The organism is Liquorilactobacillus ghanensis DSM 18630, assembly GCF_001435235.1.
Lineage (GTDB): Bacteria > Bacillota > Bacilli > Lactobacillales > Lactobacillaceae > Liquorilactobacillus > Liquorilactobacillus ghanensis.
Window position 1 is genome coordinate 31,714 of sequence record NZ_AZGB01000030.1, and the last position, 15,834, is coordinate 47,547.

Here is a 15,834-nt window from a genome sequence, read left to right on the forward strand (position 1 = left end):
TTAATTTGAGGGGAAAAATTCATATAGGTAAGGCGCTATTGGTACCGCCTACGTAGCACGCATACAATTAATATTTAGTTTATAACGTGACTCTTTAATATGTGATACAATGTGTTTACTTTTATTTAAATATAAAAAAGGAGCTATATCATGGAAGAACCTACGAATTTACAAATCGATAAACCTGAAATTAGTTTTGATGGTTTTTCAAAATGGTATGAAGAAAATAAATCAAAGTTATTGGAAGAAGCTAACGAGTGGAAAAGGCAGAATGAAAAATTAACTTCAGAGTTTTTAGAAGAATGGTCACTTGAAAGACTAAAGACATTAAACCTTGATGAATATGTAATTGGCAAGGGGTCAAAAAATAGATCCTTATGCCATGAAATAGAGAATGGAAAGTATGCAAAAATGTATCTCGGAATAGGAGGAGGAAATGCTGGTAAGTTTGGAATTTATTGGAGTAAAAAAGCGCAAACTTACTATAATCAAAACAACCAAGCTATTCCAGCTGATGAATTAGATGAAAAATTTACGTTGCTAAAAAAAGATTTGTTATTGATTCTTGAGAAGGGTATAAATGCGAATTTTTCTGATGATGTATTCAATAGTTCTATCCGAGCAAATTCATTTTTCAATCGCCCAGCGCTAGTAACAAAATTACTTTGTGCCTATTCTAAAGGAAAGATTTTTTCTGGAATAAATATGAACAAAGATCAGAAAAAATTATGGGGCAGGCTCATTAAATTAAATAAAAACGGGTGGGTGTATAAACAAAACTTTGACATAACAGCGGCTATTGCAAATAAGTATCCTGAGTTAGATGGGCGTTTACTGAGTAGTATTCTTTGGCAATATCGAAATGCTGTATTACCAGATGAAGATACTAACAAAAATAAATTAAGTGCTGATAAGAAAGAAAAAGATAATATGATTACATATAAAAACGAATATTCAACAGTAGTATTAAATGAAAAAAATGTTGTTTTCCATGGTGCACCCGGTACCGGTAAAACGTACTTAGCAAACCAAATTGCAGCTGACATTGTTTCAGATGGTCTGACAACTAATGTAGCCAAATTAACCAGTGAACAAAAACAAAGAATTGGTTTTGTTCAATTTCATCCCAGCTACGATTACACAGATTTTGTCGAAGGTTTGAGACCAGCAACTTCTGATGATGGCGTGGTTAACTTTTACTTGAAATCAGGTAGTTTTATGTCTTTTGTCGAAAAAGCAAAGGCAGCTAAATTAGTTAATGGACAAGATAATTTTGAGGAAGCATGGCAAAAATTCTTTTCTGAAGTAACAGATCAGGGGATTGATGGTACTGGTTATAATGAATTAAAAACCTTAACGGGAAAACCAATCAAAGATCTCGTATCTTATGATCGAAATGGAATGCAGGGAGTATACCCAGATAAGACAACGATGTATTGGAATCATGATCAAATTTATAGGGTATATTGTGGACTACCAGGCGTTCCCAAAGGTGGTTTAGATTCATATCGAAAAGCTATTGTAGCTCACTTAAAAGCTAAATACGGACTTAAGGCTTATAAACCATCAGTGGTTTCAGAATCGAATGAGAAAAAATATGTTTTTATTATTGATGAAATAAATCGTGGCGAAATTTCTAAAATATTTGGCGAACTTTTCTTTTCAATAGATCCAGAATATCGTGATAATGAAGAAGGTGTTTTTACACAATACGCTAATCTTCACAAAAATACTGAAGAAAAGTTTTATGTTCCCGGCAATGTTTATATTATTGGAACTATGAATGATATTGATCGCTCAGTTGATACCTTTGATTTTGCTATGCGACGTCGTTTTACATTCATTGAAATAACTGCTGAAGAATCAGCCGAAAACATGAATCTTAATACTGAAGTCAAAGAGCAAATGCAGCGACTTAATAAAGCTATCATTAAAGAAGGGGGATTAACAACAGATTACCAAATTGGGGCAAGTTACTTTAAGAATTTAGTTTCACCAGAAGTTACTAAAGCAAATGCGCCGTTATGGAATAACAAACTTTATCCATTACTAAAAGATTATTTCCGTGGTGAACGTGAAGCCAAGAGTAAATTAGCCAAAATTAGTAAGAGTTATTTTTCCAAAAACAAGGAGGACTGATTTTATGAGTTCTTTTACGTTGGAAGATAATTCAGCTATTGATGAACTTGGATCCCATTCAATTGTTACTAAATTGGCAAATAAGGATTTAGCTACTTTGGACAAGGAAAATTTTATTATTTTTCCACAGCAGCTAAAAGATTCTGATGATTTGGATCAAGATAACTATATTTTTCAACAAAGAAATGGCAAAACCCGAACTTGCAATATTGTAGGTATTATTGGTGACGGTCAAGATGAATTCCATATTAATTCAAGATTTAGTAAAAATGATCGGCGAAATTATTTTTTACGTTACATGATACAGCAAGTTTTGAATTATAATGTGGTAAATAATAAACTGAATCAATCACAAGAGGTGTCTTATTACGATTTACTGGTGTTTTTGTTTCCTTATTATTTAAATAAAGCTCTGGCAAAGGGTGTTTATAAAGAATATGTGCAACGACAATATAATGATGTTAACATTAAAGGTCCAATAGACATTGCTAGGCAGATTAAAAATAATATTCCTTTTGTTGGTAAAGTAGCCTATAGAACGCGTGAATTTAGTTACGATAACAATATCACAGAATTAATTCGCCATACGGTTGAGAAAATTCAATTGGAACACAATTTTTTGCTTTTAAGCAGTGAAACTATCAAAGAAAACGTTAGGATCATCAATCAAATCACAAATTCATACTCACGAATGGATAGAGTAAATATTGTTCAGAATAATATTTTAAATCCGGTGAAATATGGATATTTTAAAGAGTATGCTGAATTGCAGCGATTGTGTATTCAAATACTTACTGAGGAAAAAATAGGATTTGGGGATGATGGAAGTCAAGTCTATGGAATCATCATTGATGTAGCCTGGCTTTGGGAAGAATACATTTGTAAAATTACTGGTTGGAAACATTATGGTAGAAAAGAGGAATTGGCAACTAAAAATCTTTTCCAGAAATTAGGTATAGAAAATCAACAACATCGTTATCCTGACTTTGAGGATAACGGGATACCAATCGACACAAAGTATAAAAGAAATATAGATAAGCGAAACGACTATAATCAGTTAGCTACCTATATTCACATCATGAAAGCGAGCAAAGGTGTGTTCCTGCAACCAACTGATAATTCAGATATGCAAGGATTGAATTTACTTGGTGAACTATATGGTGGCGGAGAAATGTTTAGCTACAAATTTTTTGTACCTCAAAATTATAAAACCTATCTAGATTTTAAAAAACAAATTCAGAAAATGGAAAACAATTTAAAGGTGTTGGACTTCAACTGATTTTAATAAACTTGATTTTCTATTGATCAAGTTGGAATAGGTGAAACAACATAAAAAACGAGTTCAATAATCATGAAGAAGACATTTTTTTAGGGATGAGGTGAGGTTGCCACCCCGTCTCTTTTTATATAAAGCATAAAATAAAGATTGGTGCTAATCGAAAATTATTTCTATCAGTATCAAATATTATAGAACTCACAATTTTTTTTGCAAGAATAACTAATAGGTTTTAAAAACGGCAAGAAATCCAATTTTTTATTAACCAAGAGTTTGTTTAATAAAGTTTTTTACAGATTTTTTGAAATAAAATATCCTTTTTTGCAACTTATATTATTAAATAATGAAATCATATTTCAAAACTACTAATATTATGCTATGATATTTTTGGAAAATAAAATAAGTTGTTAGGATTATTTATTAGTCATTCAGGTAAAAAGGAAGTTGGTGTTTTATGGGAGTTGAAAAATTAGTAACTGAGCAAAGAAATCCTGCGACTGTTGCAATTGATCAAATGTCGACCAGAGAAATTATTCAAACAATTAATCAAGAAGATCAAAAAGTTGCCACGGCAGTCGCCACACAGACGAAGATTATTGCTCAAGCAGTTGATTTACTTAGCCAGCGTTTTAGCGAGGGTGGTCGGTTGGTTTATTGCGGTGCCGGTACGTCCGGCAGGTTGGGAGTACTTGATGCTGCAGAATTGGTTCCGACATTCGGCTTGGATCCCAATCAGGCGATTGGATTGATTGCCGGGGGTCAGAAGGCCATGTTTCAAGCTGTTGAAGGCGCTGAGGATTCAGCCGAATTAGCAGTTAGCGATTTGAAACACATTAACTTTTCGGCGCAGGATACGTTGATTGCAATCGCATCCAGCGGCCGGACGCCGTATGCGATTGGAGCGCTTAAATATAGTAACCAGCTGAAGGCAAAATCGATTGCGGTCGTTTGTGTACCGCAAAGTGAAATGGAAAAGCAGGCTGATTTAACCATTGCACCAATTGTTGGACCGGAAGTTATTACCGGCTCAACTCGCATGAAAGCTGGCACTGCTCAGAAAATGGTCTTGAATATGCTTTCAACCGGTGTCATGATCAAAGCCGGTAAAGTTTATCAAAATTTGATGGTTGATGTTTTGCCGACCAACGAAAAATTGGTTAATCGCGCCATTCGGATTATTCAGGCAACTACTGGCAAGGATCACCAGGCAGCCAAACAGCTATTGACTGCAGCCAAACAGCGAGTACCGGTTGCAATTGTCATGGGTAAAACCGGCATGGAGTATCCGGTTGCGGCAGCTTACTTGAAGAAAAATGCTAATCAGGTTGCTGTCGCGATCCAGCAGTGGCAACGGGAACAAGAACTATCCTCAAATTAATTTTAAGGTTAGTTCTCTAACTAAATGTAAACGCTTAATTTTAAACATTAATTCAAGTTTATTTGGAAAGGATGATTGACATGGCTGAAGACAAATACCAAGTGTTGGCGCAGCAAATTTATGCTCATATTGGCGGCCCACAGAATGTTTCCAAGATTATTCATTGTATGACAAGACTCAGGATAACATTGAAAGATGAAAGCCAGGCAGAAACTGCTGGTTTGAAAAAAGTACCTGGGGTTTTGGGAGTTGCCGAAGAAGATACTTATCAAGTAATTTTAGGCCCCGGGATAGTTAATAAAGTTGCTAAGGAAATGGTTGCTCAAGTTGGAGTTGAACTTGGACAGGATTTTCCCGATCAACTGGCTAAGCAATCTTCAAATTATGCCGCTGATAAGCAAGCAGTTACTCAAAAAGCAGCTCAGGTTCACGCGGAGCATAAAGCTAAGCTGAAGCAAACTTGGTGGCGGATGGCTTTAAAGCATATTAGTTCGATTTTTATTCCATTAATTCCAGCCTTTGTAGGTGCCGGTTTAATTTCCGGAATTGCTGGCATTTTAGGCAATATGCAGACTGCTCATTTGCTTGGACCGGAATGGTCAACGATAATTCTGACAATGAAAGCAATTTACGGTGGCTTATTTATCTATTTGAACATCTACGTCGGAATTAATACGGCGACTGAATTTGGAGCAACGCCGGGATTAGGTGGTATTATTGGCGGCTTGGTTTATTTGCCAGGAGTAGTTGCCCCAAGTACGTTACCGAATATTTTTACTGGAACGGCCTTAACAGCTGGATCAGGCGGCATTATTGGTATTTTATTTTCAGTTTGGATATTAGCATTTGTTGAAAAGTGGTTTCATAAACACATCCCCGATTCTGTTGATATAATTTTTTCGCCATTTTTAACCTTATTAGTAATGGGATTGTTTACCATTTTTCTAGTTATGCCTGCAGCTGGTTGGATCTCCAGTTCATTAGTTGGCAGTATCAACTGGATCTTAAATGTTGGTGGAGCATTTTCTGGATTTGTTTTAGGATTAGTTTTCCTGCCGATGGTTATGCTCGGACTGCATCAGATTTTAACGCCGATTCATTTGGAAATGATCAAGCAACTAGGCAATACACCACTACTGCCGATTTTAGCGATGGCTGGAGCGGGACAAGTTGGCGCGGCAATTGCTTTATGGATCAAATGCCGTAAAAACAAACAATTGATTAATCTGATCAAAGGAGCTTTGCCGGTTGGAATTTTGGGAGTCGGTGAACCATTGATCTATGGTGTTTCACTGCCATTAGGACGACCATTTGTCACTGCTTGTATTGGCGGCGGAATCGGTGGGGCGGTAATTTCCGGTATCGGTCATATTGGTGCAACTTCGATCGGTCCTTCCGGAGTGGCTTTAATTCCTTTGATCGCTAATGGCAAATGGTTCGGTTATGTTCTCGGTTTACTAGCGGCTTACGTGGGAGGATTTTTAATTACTTACTTCTTTGGTGTGCCTAAATCAGCGATGCTGGCTAAAAATGAAGCCGGTGAATTGTTGGAAACATCAGATAAGACAACGACATCAACTGCTGCAGTGAAAGTAAAAGCAGCGACCCTAACTGCACCGGTAAGTGGAAAATTGGAAAAATTAGCAGATGTTAATGACGGTGTTTTTTCGAAAAAAATGGTCGGCGACGGTTTTGCTGTTGAGCCAACTGAAGAAACCATCTATTCACCAATTACAGGAACAATTGTGAGTGTGATGGATACTAAACACGCTTGGACGATGAAAAGTGAAAATGGTCTTGAAATTTTGGTTCATTTAGGATTAGATACGGTAAAATTAAAGGGAGAGCCTTTTTCCTTAGACATTCAGGCTGGTGATCAGGTTATTGCCGGCCAGCAAGTTGGCACGATGGATTTGCAAAAAATTGCTGCAGCGAATAAAGCGGCTACCGTAATTACTGTAATTACAAATCTGGATCAGGTGGCAGCACTTGATTTAACGCAAACAAAAACAATTGCTGGCGGAGCAATCGCTGCTAATATAAAATTAAAATAATTTCAAAAGTATTATTACAAAGTAAATAAAATCCAAAGATGGGGCAAAAGGCAATCTGCGGCAGTGAGCTGGAAGAATAAACATAGTAAATTTTCTCGTTCATGGCTGGATATTTGTTCTTTTGTCCCATTTTTAGGGAGGTGAGAGTTTTGACTAAGATTCTAAGCTGTCCAAGTGTTTTTAATATTCGTGATTTGGGCGAAACGTCGACTGCCAGTGGAGAGAAAATCAAAACACATCGTTTAATTCGTTCAAGTGCTTTAGATCGACTGACAACTGTTGATTTAGATTATTTAAGAAAGCTAAATGTCAAAACAATTATTGATTTGCGTTCACCGCAAGAGTGCCAAGCTTTTCCAGATCAAATCAGTTCGGACATGTACTACTATCAACTACCGGTTTTCCCGACAGATCAAGCTCAAATTGATTCGCAAATTATTGAACTAAGAGAAAAATACGATCAAAATCCATTAGCAGGATTTTATAACATGGTTAATACTTATCGCTCATTAGTCCAGCAGCCGTTTTCTAAAAAAGCCTTTCATGATTTTCTTACGCTGGTCGTTACCCGTTTACCAGCAGGCGGAGTATTGTATCATTGTACCTCGGGGAAAGATCGAACCGGGATGGCGACGGTTTATTTATTAAAACTATTAGGAGTTGACTTTACAGCAATTAGGCAGGACTATCTAATTTCAAATCAACAAACAGCTACTGAAAGAAAACGAATCGTCAATGTTTTAAAGCAGCAAAATGCTAACTGGATCCTGCAGGCAACTACACGTTCATTGCGCTCAGTTAAAGAAGAATATTTGAATGCTGCTATTTTTGAAATTTTTCAAGAAAGTGGTAATTTACATGATTATTTACAACAAGAGCTGCAGATTACTCCACAATTGGTTCAGCAATTGCGAAGTTTGGTGTTAACTGATGAGACAATGCCAAAGGAGGAACATTAATGCTCGGAATTTCTTGTTATTTTAAAGATTTTTCAGATGATTACTTAAAAAATTGTTTTACTCATGGGGTTCGAGCGGTCTTTACCTCGCTTCAATTACCAGAAGATTCAGCAGCAGAATTGGCAGCAGGCGTTGATAAATTATCGCAATTAGCCAGTGCGCATCGGCTGCAGCTATTGGTCGATGTTTCCCCAGCGGCTTTTAAAAAGCTGCAATTAGCTGCCAGTGATTTTAGTGGCTTAAAAAAATTAGGTTTTACCTCGCTGCGTTTGGATTATGGTTTTGACGATCCGGCTTTGATTTGCCGGTTACAGCAGGATTTTAAAATCTTCTTGAATGCATCTACTATTACCACTGATCTGCTTAAAAACCTGGCAGCTGCAGGGGTCGATCTGTCGCAAATCGTGGCAGCTTATAATTTTTACCCGAAGATAGCAACTGGTTTGAGCAGCGATTATTTTGCAGCTAAAAATCGGTTGCTGAAAAAATGGCAGATTTCGCAATTGGCATTCATCCCCGGAGATGGTTTAAAAAGATATCCTAATTACGCTGGGATACCGACGCTTGAGGCACAGCGCGGTTTAGATTCATATTCAGCTTATCTTGAAATGAAGCTTAGGTATGGAGTAGATGACATATTTATTGGGGACAGTCAGCTTTCATCGGTCAGTTTAAATCGTATCCAGCGCTTTGAAAATGAAAAAGTCATTACTTTGCCATTGATCTGTGATGATTTACCAGCAGAATTGGCAACTACAAAATTAGCAGTTCGAGCTGAGAAAAGCCCGCAAGTGATTCGGTTGCTGACTGCGCGGCAACCAATACCGATCAAATCAGCAATTGCTCGCCAACCAGGGATGGTTACGATTGAAAATAAATTGGCTGGTCGTTATTCTGGTGAAGTTGAAATTGTTAAGTCAGCACTGCCATTTTCGCCGGCCAGCAATTATCTGGGAAGCATTCCGGTTAATTTTTGGTCACTGCTCAATTTAATTGATGATCGTTATCAAGTTATTTTTGAGCCGTATACCAATCATTGAAGGTAGTTCCAATAGTTTAAATCCGAAAGTCCCTTTTTCAACGGAGGGGCTTTTTTGATATTTGTTTCTTTTTTGAATCGTTATTTAAAAATTCATTGAATATACCGTTTCTTATGCTTATAATTAAAATTATGAAAAAATCATTAAAAAACGAATTGCTTTTTAATGTTATATATCAATTTTTAAAATTTTGAGGATCGTACTTTTGTATTAGATATTGAAAAGGGGGAGATTGTTAATGGCTTTTGACTTTACTGTTAGAAAAGAAGTTAATGATTGTTTGCCTTATATCCAAGGTGAAACTATTGATGATGTCAAAGAAAGATATAATTTATCGAAAGTTATTAAGTTAGGATCAAATGAAAACCCTTATGGACCGTTTCCACATGCCCTAGCAGCAATGAAGGATAGTTTAGTTACACTGAATCGCTATCCAGAAAATGATTTTATTAATTTGAAAAAATTACTAGCAAAAAAGAATGGTGTACAGCTGGAGAATATTATATTAGGTAGTGGTGCTGGTAATGTACTGGAGATTCTAGCGAAGACATTTTTGAATACTGGGGATGAAGTTATTATTGCTAAACAATCTTATCGACTTTATCGCGAGGTTTCTAAAATTATGGGAGCTAAAGTAATTGAAATTCCACTAACAGAAGACTATCAATTTGACTTAAGTAAATTTCTTAGTGTAATTACGTCAAAAACTAAGCTTATCTGGCTTTGCAATCCTAATAATCCAACGTCAACTTTAACTGATAAACATGCTATCAATAAATTTGTTGAGAAACTTCCGAGCCATGTTCAGTTAATCATTGATGAAGCGTATGCTGATTTTTCAAATCCAGATGATCGTCCTGACGTAATTGATTATGTTAAAAATGGAAAGAAAGTTATTATTGTCCGGACGTTTTCAAAATACTATGGTTTAGCCGGTGCAAGGATGGGGTATGCAATAGCAAATAAGGATACAGTTCAGGCATATGATACAGTTACTGAGCCGTTTAGTGCCAGCCGAATAGCCTTAGCAGGTAGCTATGCCTCAATGACACTGGATAAAGAAGAAGTTGCAGTTTCAAGGCAGAAAATTATTGAACAGCGAGATAAATTAACGGTTGAACTTGAAAAGTTGGGCTGCAAAACAGCTAAGTCGCAAGCGAATTTTATTTTTACGCAAATCCCATTTGAAGCAACTTGGTTTTGTGATGAGATGATGAAAAGAGGGGTTATAGTTCGTGACTGTACGCCATGGAACTATCCGTACCATGTCCGAATAACCATTGGTACGCCAGCCGAAAATGAAACTTTTTTGAAAACATTTTGTTCATTACTTGAAGAAAAGAAAGTAAAATAAGGAGTTTTTCTATGACAAATTTAAGAAAATATTCACTTTTGATTCTTTTAGGAATGGCTGGGGGTACCATTTATGATTTTCCATATATCAAATATATCTTTTATAATCAGCTGCTTTCTGCAATGAACATTAATAATACACAATTGGGGGTTCTTACAACTATTTATGGTGTTGGCTGTTTGGTTCTTTATATTCCAGGTGGTTTTTTAGCGGATCATATATCTTCAAAATTGTCATTAACCCTCTCATTAATCATGACAGCAATTTTGGCGATTGTTTTTGGCTTAACACTGAATTTTACGATTTCAATTGTTATATGGGCTTTATTAGCGTTCAGCTCGGCTTTCATCTTTTGGTCAGCCCTAATTAAAGCAGTCCGAATAGTTGGTGGTGAGAAGAATGGTGGTCGAATGTACGGAATTTACTATGCTGCGAATGGATTATCGGCAGCTCTTTTGAATTTCTTTTCATTATGGATTTATGGTCAGTCAAATAATTCAAAATCTGGAATGCTTTTGGCAACTTTTTCGATGGCGTTAGTTATTGGTTTAATTGGGATCTTAGTTTTTATTTTCTTACCTAGTGAAGATGAAAAAACTGCTGAAAGAAATACTAAGGTGGAATTTAGTCAGATTAAAAAGATTTTGAGAAGTCCGGTGGTATGGTTAATTTCAATAATTTTCTTCATGACCTACAGCCTTTTCTCGGGTGTTTCTTATTTGACACCTTATTTAGCTGATGTAGCTAATATATCGAATCAAATGAGTAGTTTCTTAGGAATTATTAGAAATTATGTTTTCCTACTATTGGCACCTTTAAGTGGGTTAATTGCAGATCGAGTATTTCATTCAACACTAAAATGGTTTGTTATTGGCTATATTGTTTTAGCGTTCTCCTTACTTGCGCTAGTTTTCTTGAAAAATTTGCCAATTGGCATGGTGATATTTTTATCTTTGATTCCAGGGATGCTTGCTCTAAGTCTTTATGGAATACAATTTTCAATTATCGCTGAAAGCAAACTTCCTTTGAAATTAATGGGATTAATAACGGGATTTGTTTCTTTGGTAGGATATCTACCAGATTTAATACTACCAACTCTTTATGGGAAGATTTTAGATACTAATAGTGTTGTCGAAGGTTATAAAAAAGTTTTCTTATTTTTAACAATTTTCGCTTTGGTTGCAAGTTTGTTTAGTTGGGTAATTTATAAAGTTAATCGAAAAAAACAGGTTGAAATTGATAACAGAAAATAATAGAGGTGATATTTTGAAAGTGGTTATTACCGATACTGAAGAACCAATGGATCGTGACTTAGACTTTGAAAAAAAATTAATTAGAAATCAATTGGGTATTAATACAAAAATCGTTACCTATGTTTATCATGGAAATCGGGAAGAATTAATTGATGTTATTCATGATGCAGATGGCATTTTAACTTCATATCTAAATTTTGATGCTGAACTATTAGAAAAATGCTCACATTTAAAAACTATTTCAATAGAAGCAACTGGATATAATAATATTAACTTACAGGTTGCTACTAATTTAAATATTGGTGTTAGTGTTATTCAAGAATATTGTACGGAAGAAGTTTCTGATTTTGTTGTATTTTCGATGATGGCTATGAATAAACAACTAAAGTACTTTATAAATCAGTCGGATGTAAAAAAACTTTATACTTTCAAAATTGGTAAATCAATTCGGCGGTTAAGTGATTCAACGTTGGGAATTATGGGCTTAGGAAAGATTGGTTGTGAAGTTGCCCGAAAAGCGGCAGCGTTCGGAATTAAGGTTATCACTTACAGCACTCCAAGGGCCCAGAAACGAGTAGAAAAATTGGGTATAAAAATGGTTGATAAACAAACACTTTTCAAAGAAAGTGATTTTATTGCATTGACAATGAGACTAACCAAAGACAACATTCATATTTTAAATGAAAAAGCATTTGAGCAGATGCTTAAAAAACCAATTATCGTGAATATTGCAAGAGGACAAATGATTGATGAAAAAGCCTTGATTAAAGCGTTGAATCAGGGAAAAGTACGAGGAGCCGTTTTAGATGTTTTAACTGATGAATCTCCTCATGGATTGCAAAATAATCCACTAATTGGCAGAGATGATGTAATAATTACTCCACATATTGCTTTTTATTCTGATCAATCACTGGAAGACTGCCAAAGGATTGCTACTGAAAATCTTATAAATTACTTATCTGGTAATTATAAAAAAATGTTTAGACTGGTTAATACTGAAGTCTTATAGGGAGAGTATAAAATAATTTGTGCAAATGAATAAAAATCCTATTGAAAAGGGAATCCTTTTCTCATATGATTTGATTGAAGCGACAAAACCAAACCAGAATGGAGGAACTCCCTATTGATTAGCTTATTAAAGACTTAACTAAAATTTTATTTGGATATGATTTCTGTGATCGTAGCGGCTTAAATTCTAGTAATTTTTACATATCGTTTAGTTGACTCTGAATATGGTAAGTTGAGAAGTATTGTGCCACGTGACCGACAAAGTAAGTTCATTTACTCCCAACGCATTCATACCGACCAAACACCTTAAAAACAACAATTATTCAACTTTACTCTAAGTGGATTACTAATATTACCGCTCAGTTGACTAAATAAATTGAAGCTTCTCACCGTTGGAGTATCAAGGAAAACTATGTTTGCTTATTTTTAGATACCACTTATTTTATCTTTGCGTCGTGGTACGGTTCAAAGACAAACAGTTTATATTGCTTTAGGTATCACACCTACTGGGGGTAAAAGGGTTCTTGATTATTGAATTGTAGTGAAAACTAGGAGTTTGGCTAAGTGACCAATCTTAAATAACGTGGTTTAAAACAAGTTCAATTATGAATGGTCGGCTTGCCAGTCAGCATAGCTGCATACTTTTCTTAATTCTAAGTTTCAGCACGCAAGAAAGCCTTTACATTGAATGGAATATATGATATCTTTTAGTTGTAAATAAATGATTCATGTATTTGGATCGCAATCACCTATAGTGAGCGAAACCAAAACTTTAATAGTTTGAAGTATATTCAAACTATTAGGTTTTGGTTTTTTTATTTTTATGAAGGAGGCAATTTTATGACAGTAGTAGGAGCAAGGATTGATAATCGATTGTTGCACGGAATAGTAGCGACAAGTTGGGCACCACGATCAAATGCTAATAGGGTGATGGTAATAGACGATGAAGTAGCAGATAACCCAGTTGAAAAGCAAGCTATGAGACTTGGAAGACCAACGGGAATGGCAACTTCCATTATAAGTAGGAGGGTGGCACTAGAAAATTTTAAAAAACACAAGTATGATCGTCAGCGGGTATTTATAGTTTCTAAAACACCAGAAGTCTTTCTGGATTTAATTAATTCTGGTGTTAAAATTTCAGAATTAATTTTGGGAGGGACTTTAACTTATGAAGGTGCGATTAAGGTAACAAATCGTGCATATATTAAAAAAGAACAACTTTCTGTTTATCAGCAAATTTTGGACAAAGAATGTACGATAATATCACAATATGTTCCTAATGATAAAAAAATTGATGTATCTAAATTTATTAAAAGGAGTGAATAGTAATGGGTCTAAGTTTATTACAAGTAGTTTTGATAACGGCTCTAGCTTACTTTAAAACGCTCGATTTATCGACTACTCAAATTTTTGCATTTGATACTATTATTTATGGTGCAATTACAGGATTGATTTTAGGGAATTTTAGATTAGGACTAGAAACCGGTGCTACTATGCAGCTTATGTCTTTAGGTGTTGCAGCTTTAGGTGGGGCATCTATGCCTGATTATCCTGTTGCCGCAATAATTGCTACTACGATAGCTGTTACTACAGGGAAAGGTATGGCTGCAGGTTTGTCATTAGGTGTTCCAGTTGGAATGTTGTGTATTAATTTTGATGTTCTTTTAAAATTAATTAATTCAGCTTTTGCTCGCAAAGCACAATCGTATGTCAACAAAAGAGAATTTAAAAAAATGAATCGATTAATTCCATGTATGACTTTAATTTATCCACTTCAATCGGCAGTTCCCGTATTCTTGGCTATTGTCTTTGGTAAGCCAGTTGTTGAATCAATTTTAAATTTTATGCCTAAATGGTTTACCGTTGGTTTGAATGTTGCAGGAGGGATGTTACCGGCTGTCGGAATTGCAATGCTATTAACGTACATGCCCTTAAAAAAGTATGGTTATTGGTTGTTAATCGGTTTTGTTTTGGCTGCTTATTTAAAAATGGCTACTTTGGGTTTAGGTATATTAGGAATTGCAGCCGCAATTCCAACATATCGTCAGCTAGTTGCTCAAAATGAAATGAAGAAGGCAGAGAGAAAAAACAATTTAAATGAGGAGGATATGGAAGATGAGTAACAAAAAAGAAAATTTAAAAAACAATTCAGGTATTCTAACAAAAAAAGATTTAATAATAGCTTCATTAAGGCACTACATTGGAATTAGTACCTATAATTATGATTCTGGTTTGGCGAGTACGGTTGTTTGGGAACAGTATCCAGCTTTAAGAAAAATTTATTCAAATGATGATGATTTAATAGCTTCAATTAATAATCACTTTAAATTTTATAATTGCCATCCTTGGCTATCAGCAATTATAACTGGAGCAACCTTAGCAATGGAAGAAAAAGATGGGAAAAAATCTTTAGAGGCAGTTCAAAATCTAAAAGCTGGACTAATGGGACCATTTTCTGGAATTGGAGATACCATAACATGGGTTATGTTACCGACAATACTAGGAGCAATTGCTGGGTCAATGGGAAAACAAGGCAATTCATTTGGAATGTGGCTGTTCGTAATAATATTTTTCATGTTGTTTGTTTTAAGATCATACTTATATATTTTTGGTTATAATCAAGGCGTTAATCTGATAACAAGTTTGGGGGATAAGTTGCATGCATTTACAGATTCAATTTCTGTTCTAGGATTAACGGTAATCGGGGGAATTATTTCATCAACAATTAATTTCAAATTAGCTTTGGAATTTAATCAAGGAGGAGTCAAACTAAGTGGTCAAGATGTTTTAAATCAATTGATGCCGTCTCTTCTGCCGGTAGCATTGGTTGCATTTCTGTATTATATGCTAAAAAAGGGATTTAAAATGACAACTTTGATTTTGACGGTTATAGTAATTGCCATGATTGGAGCGGCCTTGGGAATTTTTAAGGCATAAATAGGTGGGGAAAATGAAGAGAAAATATTTAATTGTTACTCATAAGACATTAGCTGCTGGATTTGAAGACACACTGAATTTTTTTACTAACAATAGGGAAAACATCATAGCTATTTCATCTTATGAAAATGGAGAGAATAGTTTCCCGAAAGATAAAGTTGAAAGTGTCATTAAAAATATACCTAATAATTCGCAATTATTTATTTTTACAGATTTATTAGGTGGGAGTGTTAATCAGAAATGTAGTCAATATGTTTATAATGAAAATGTAATTGTTATTACTGGCATTAATTTAGCATTAGTACTTTCCTTGGTATTAGAACCAGAAGGAAATATACCATTGATGAAAATTCAAAAAATTATAAATGATGCAAAAAAACAAATGGTTTTAATGAATACTTACTTGAACAATAATACGGAATCCGATGAATAATTT

The 15,834-nt window shown here is 35.0% G+C and carries 13 protein-coding genes and 1 pseudogene; all 14 read left to right on the forward strand.

Going from position 1 to position 15,834, the window contains the following annotated elements:
* Positions 1 to 150: 150 nt before the first annotated feature.
* The gene (locus tag FC89_RS11815) at positions 151 to 2,139 is read left to right on the forward strand and encodes an McrB family protein (RefSeq protein ID WP_057872736.1); all 1,989 of its coding nucleotides are present in this window, start codon (positions 151 to 153) and stop codon (positions 2,137 to 2,139) included.
* A 4-nt stretch (positions 2,140 to 2,143) separates the two neighbouring features.
* Positions 2,144 to 3,418 carry a 5-methylcytosine restriction system specificity protein McrC gene (locus FC89_RS11820; RefSeq protein ID WP_057872737.1) on the forward strand — a complete coding sequence of 425 codons (1,275 nt, stop codon included), beginning with the start codon at positions 2,144 to 2,146 and terminating at the stop codon, positions 3,416 to 3,418.
* Positions 3,419 to 3,869: 451 nt separating this feature from the next.
* The gene (murQ, locus tag FC89_RS11825; RefSeq protein ID WP_057872738.1) at positions 3,870 to 4,793 is read left to right on the forward strand and encodes an N-acetylmuramic acid 6-phosphate etherase; all 924 of its coding nucleotides are present in this window, start codon (positions 3,870 to 3,872) and stop codon (positions 4,791 to 4,793) included.
* Between the two features lie 80 nt (positions 4,794 to 4,873).
* Positions 4,874 to 6,847 (forward strand): glucose PTS transporter subunit IIA, encoded by a 1,974-nt coding sequence (locus FC89_RS11830; RefSeq protein ID WP_083485493.1) that lies wholly within the window; start codon positions 4,874 to 4,876, stop codon positions 6,845 to 6,847.
* Positions 6,848 to 6,996: 149 nt separating this feature from the next.
* Positions 6,997 to 7,806, forward strand: coding sequence for a tyrosine-protein phosphatase (locus tag FC89_RS11835; RefSeq protein ID WP_057872739.1), 810 nt, complete (start codon positions 6,997 to 6,999; stop codon positions 7,804 to 7,806).
* Positions 7,806 to 8,846, forward strand: coding sequence for a MupG family TIM beta-alpha barrel fold protein (locus FC89_RS11840; protein ID WP_057872740.1), 1,041 nt, complete (start codon positions 7,806 to 7,808; stop codon positions 8,844 to 8,846). Before FC89_RS11835 ends, FC89_RS11840 begins: the two co-directional genes overlap by 1 nt.
* 238 nt (positions 8,847 to 9,084) lie before the next feature.
* The gene (gene hisC / locus FC89_RS11845; RefSeq protein ID WP_057872741.1) at positions 9,085 to 10,200 is read left to right on the forward strand and encodes a histidinol-phosphate transaminase; all 1,116 of its coding nucleotides are present in this window, start codon (positions 9,085 to 9,087) and stop codon (positions 10,198 to 10,200) included.
* 11 nt (positions 10,201 to 10,211) lie between these two features.
* Positions 10,212 to 11,453, forward strand: coding sequence for an MFS transporter (locus FC89_RS11850; protein ID WP_057872742.1), 1,242 nt, complete (start codon positions 10,212 to 10,214; stop codon positions 11,451 to 11,453).
* Complete coding sequence (locus FC89_RS11855; protein WP_157060733.1) at positions 11,437 to 12,462, forward strand: NAD(P)-dependent oxidoreductase; 1,026 nt, start codon at positions 11,437 to 11,439, stop codon at positions 12,460 to 12,462. The genes FC89_RS11850 and FC89_RS11855 overlap by 17 nt, the downstream gene beginning before the upstream one ends.
* Before the next feature lie 146 nt (positions 12,463 to 12,608).
* Positions 12,609 to 12,993, forward strand: a pseudogene (locus FC89_RS13040) (transposase); the annotation flags it as partial.
* A gap of 308 nt (positions 12,994 to 13,301) precedes the next feature.
* Complete coding sequence (locus FC89_RS11860; protein WP_057872744.1) at positions 13,302 to 13,787, forward strand: PTS sugar transporter subunit IIB; 486 nt, start codon at positions 13,302 to 13,304, stop codon at positions 13,785 to 13,787.
* A 2-nt stretch (positions 13,788 to 13,789) separates the two neighbouring features.
* Positions 13,790 to 14,584: a PTS mannose/fructose/sorbose/N-acetylgalactosamine transporter subunit IIC gene (locus FC89_RS11865; RefSeq protein ID WP_057872745.1), complete on the forward strand. Its 795-nt coding sequence runs from the start codon at positions 13,790 to 13,792 to the stop codon at positions 14,582 to 14,584.
* On the forward strand, positions 14,577 to 15,398 hold the full coding sequence (locus FC89_RS11870) for a PTS system mannose/fructose/sorbose family transporter subunit IID (RefSeq protein WP_057872746.1): 822 nt from the start codon (positions 14,577 to 14,579) through the stop codon (positions 15,396 to 15,398). The genes FC89_RS11865 and FC89_RS11870 overlap by 8 nt, the downstream gene beginning before the upstream one ends.
* 13 nt (positions 15,399 to 15,411) lie before the next feature.
* On the forward strand, positions 15,412 to 15,831 hold the full coding sequence (locus tag FC89_RS11875) for a PTS sugar transporter subunit IIA (RefSeq protein ID WP_057872747.1): 420 nt from the start codon (positions 15,412 to 15,414) through the stop codon (positions 15,829 to 15,831).
* The last annotated feature ends 3 nt before the right edge of the window (positions 15,832 to 15,834 follow it).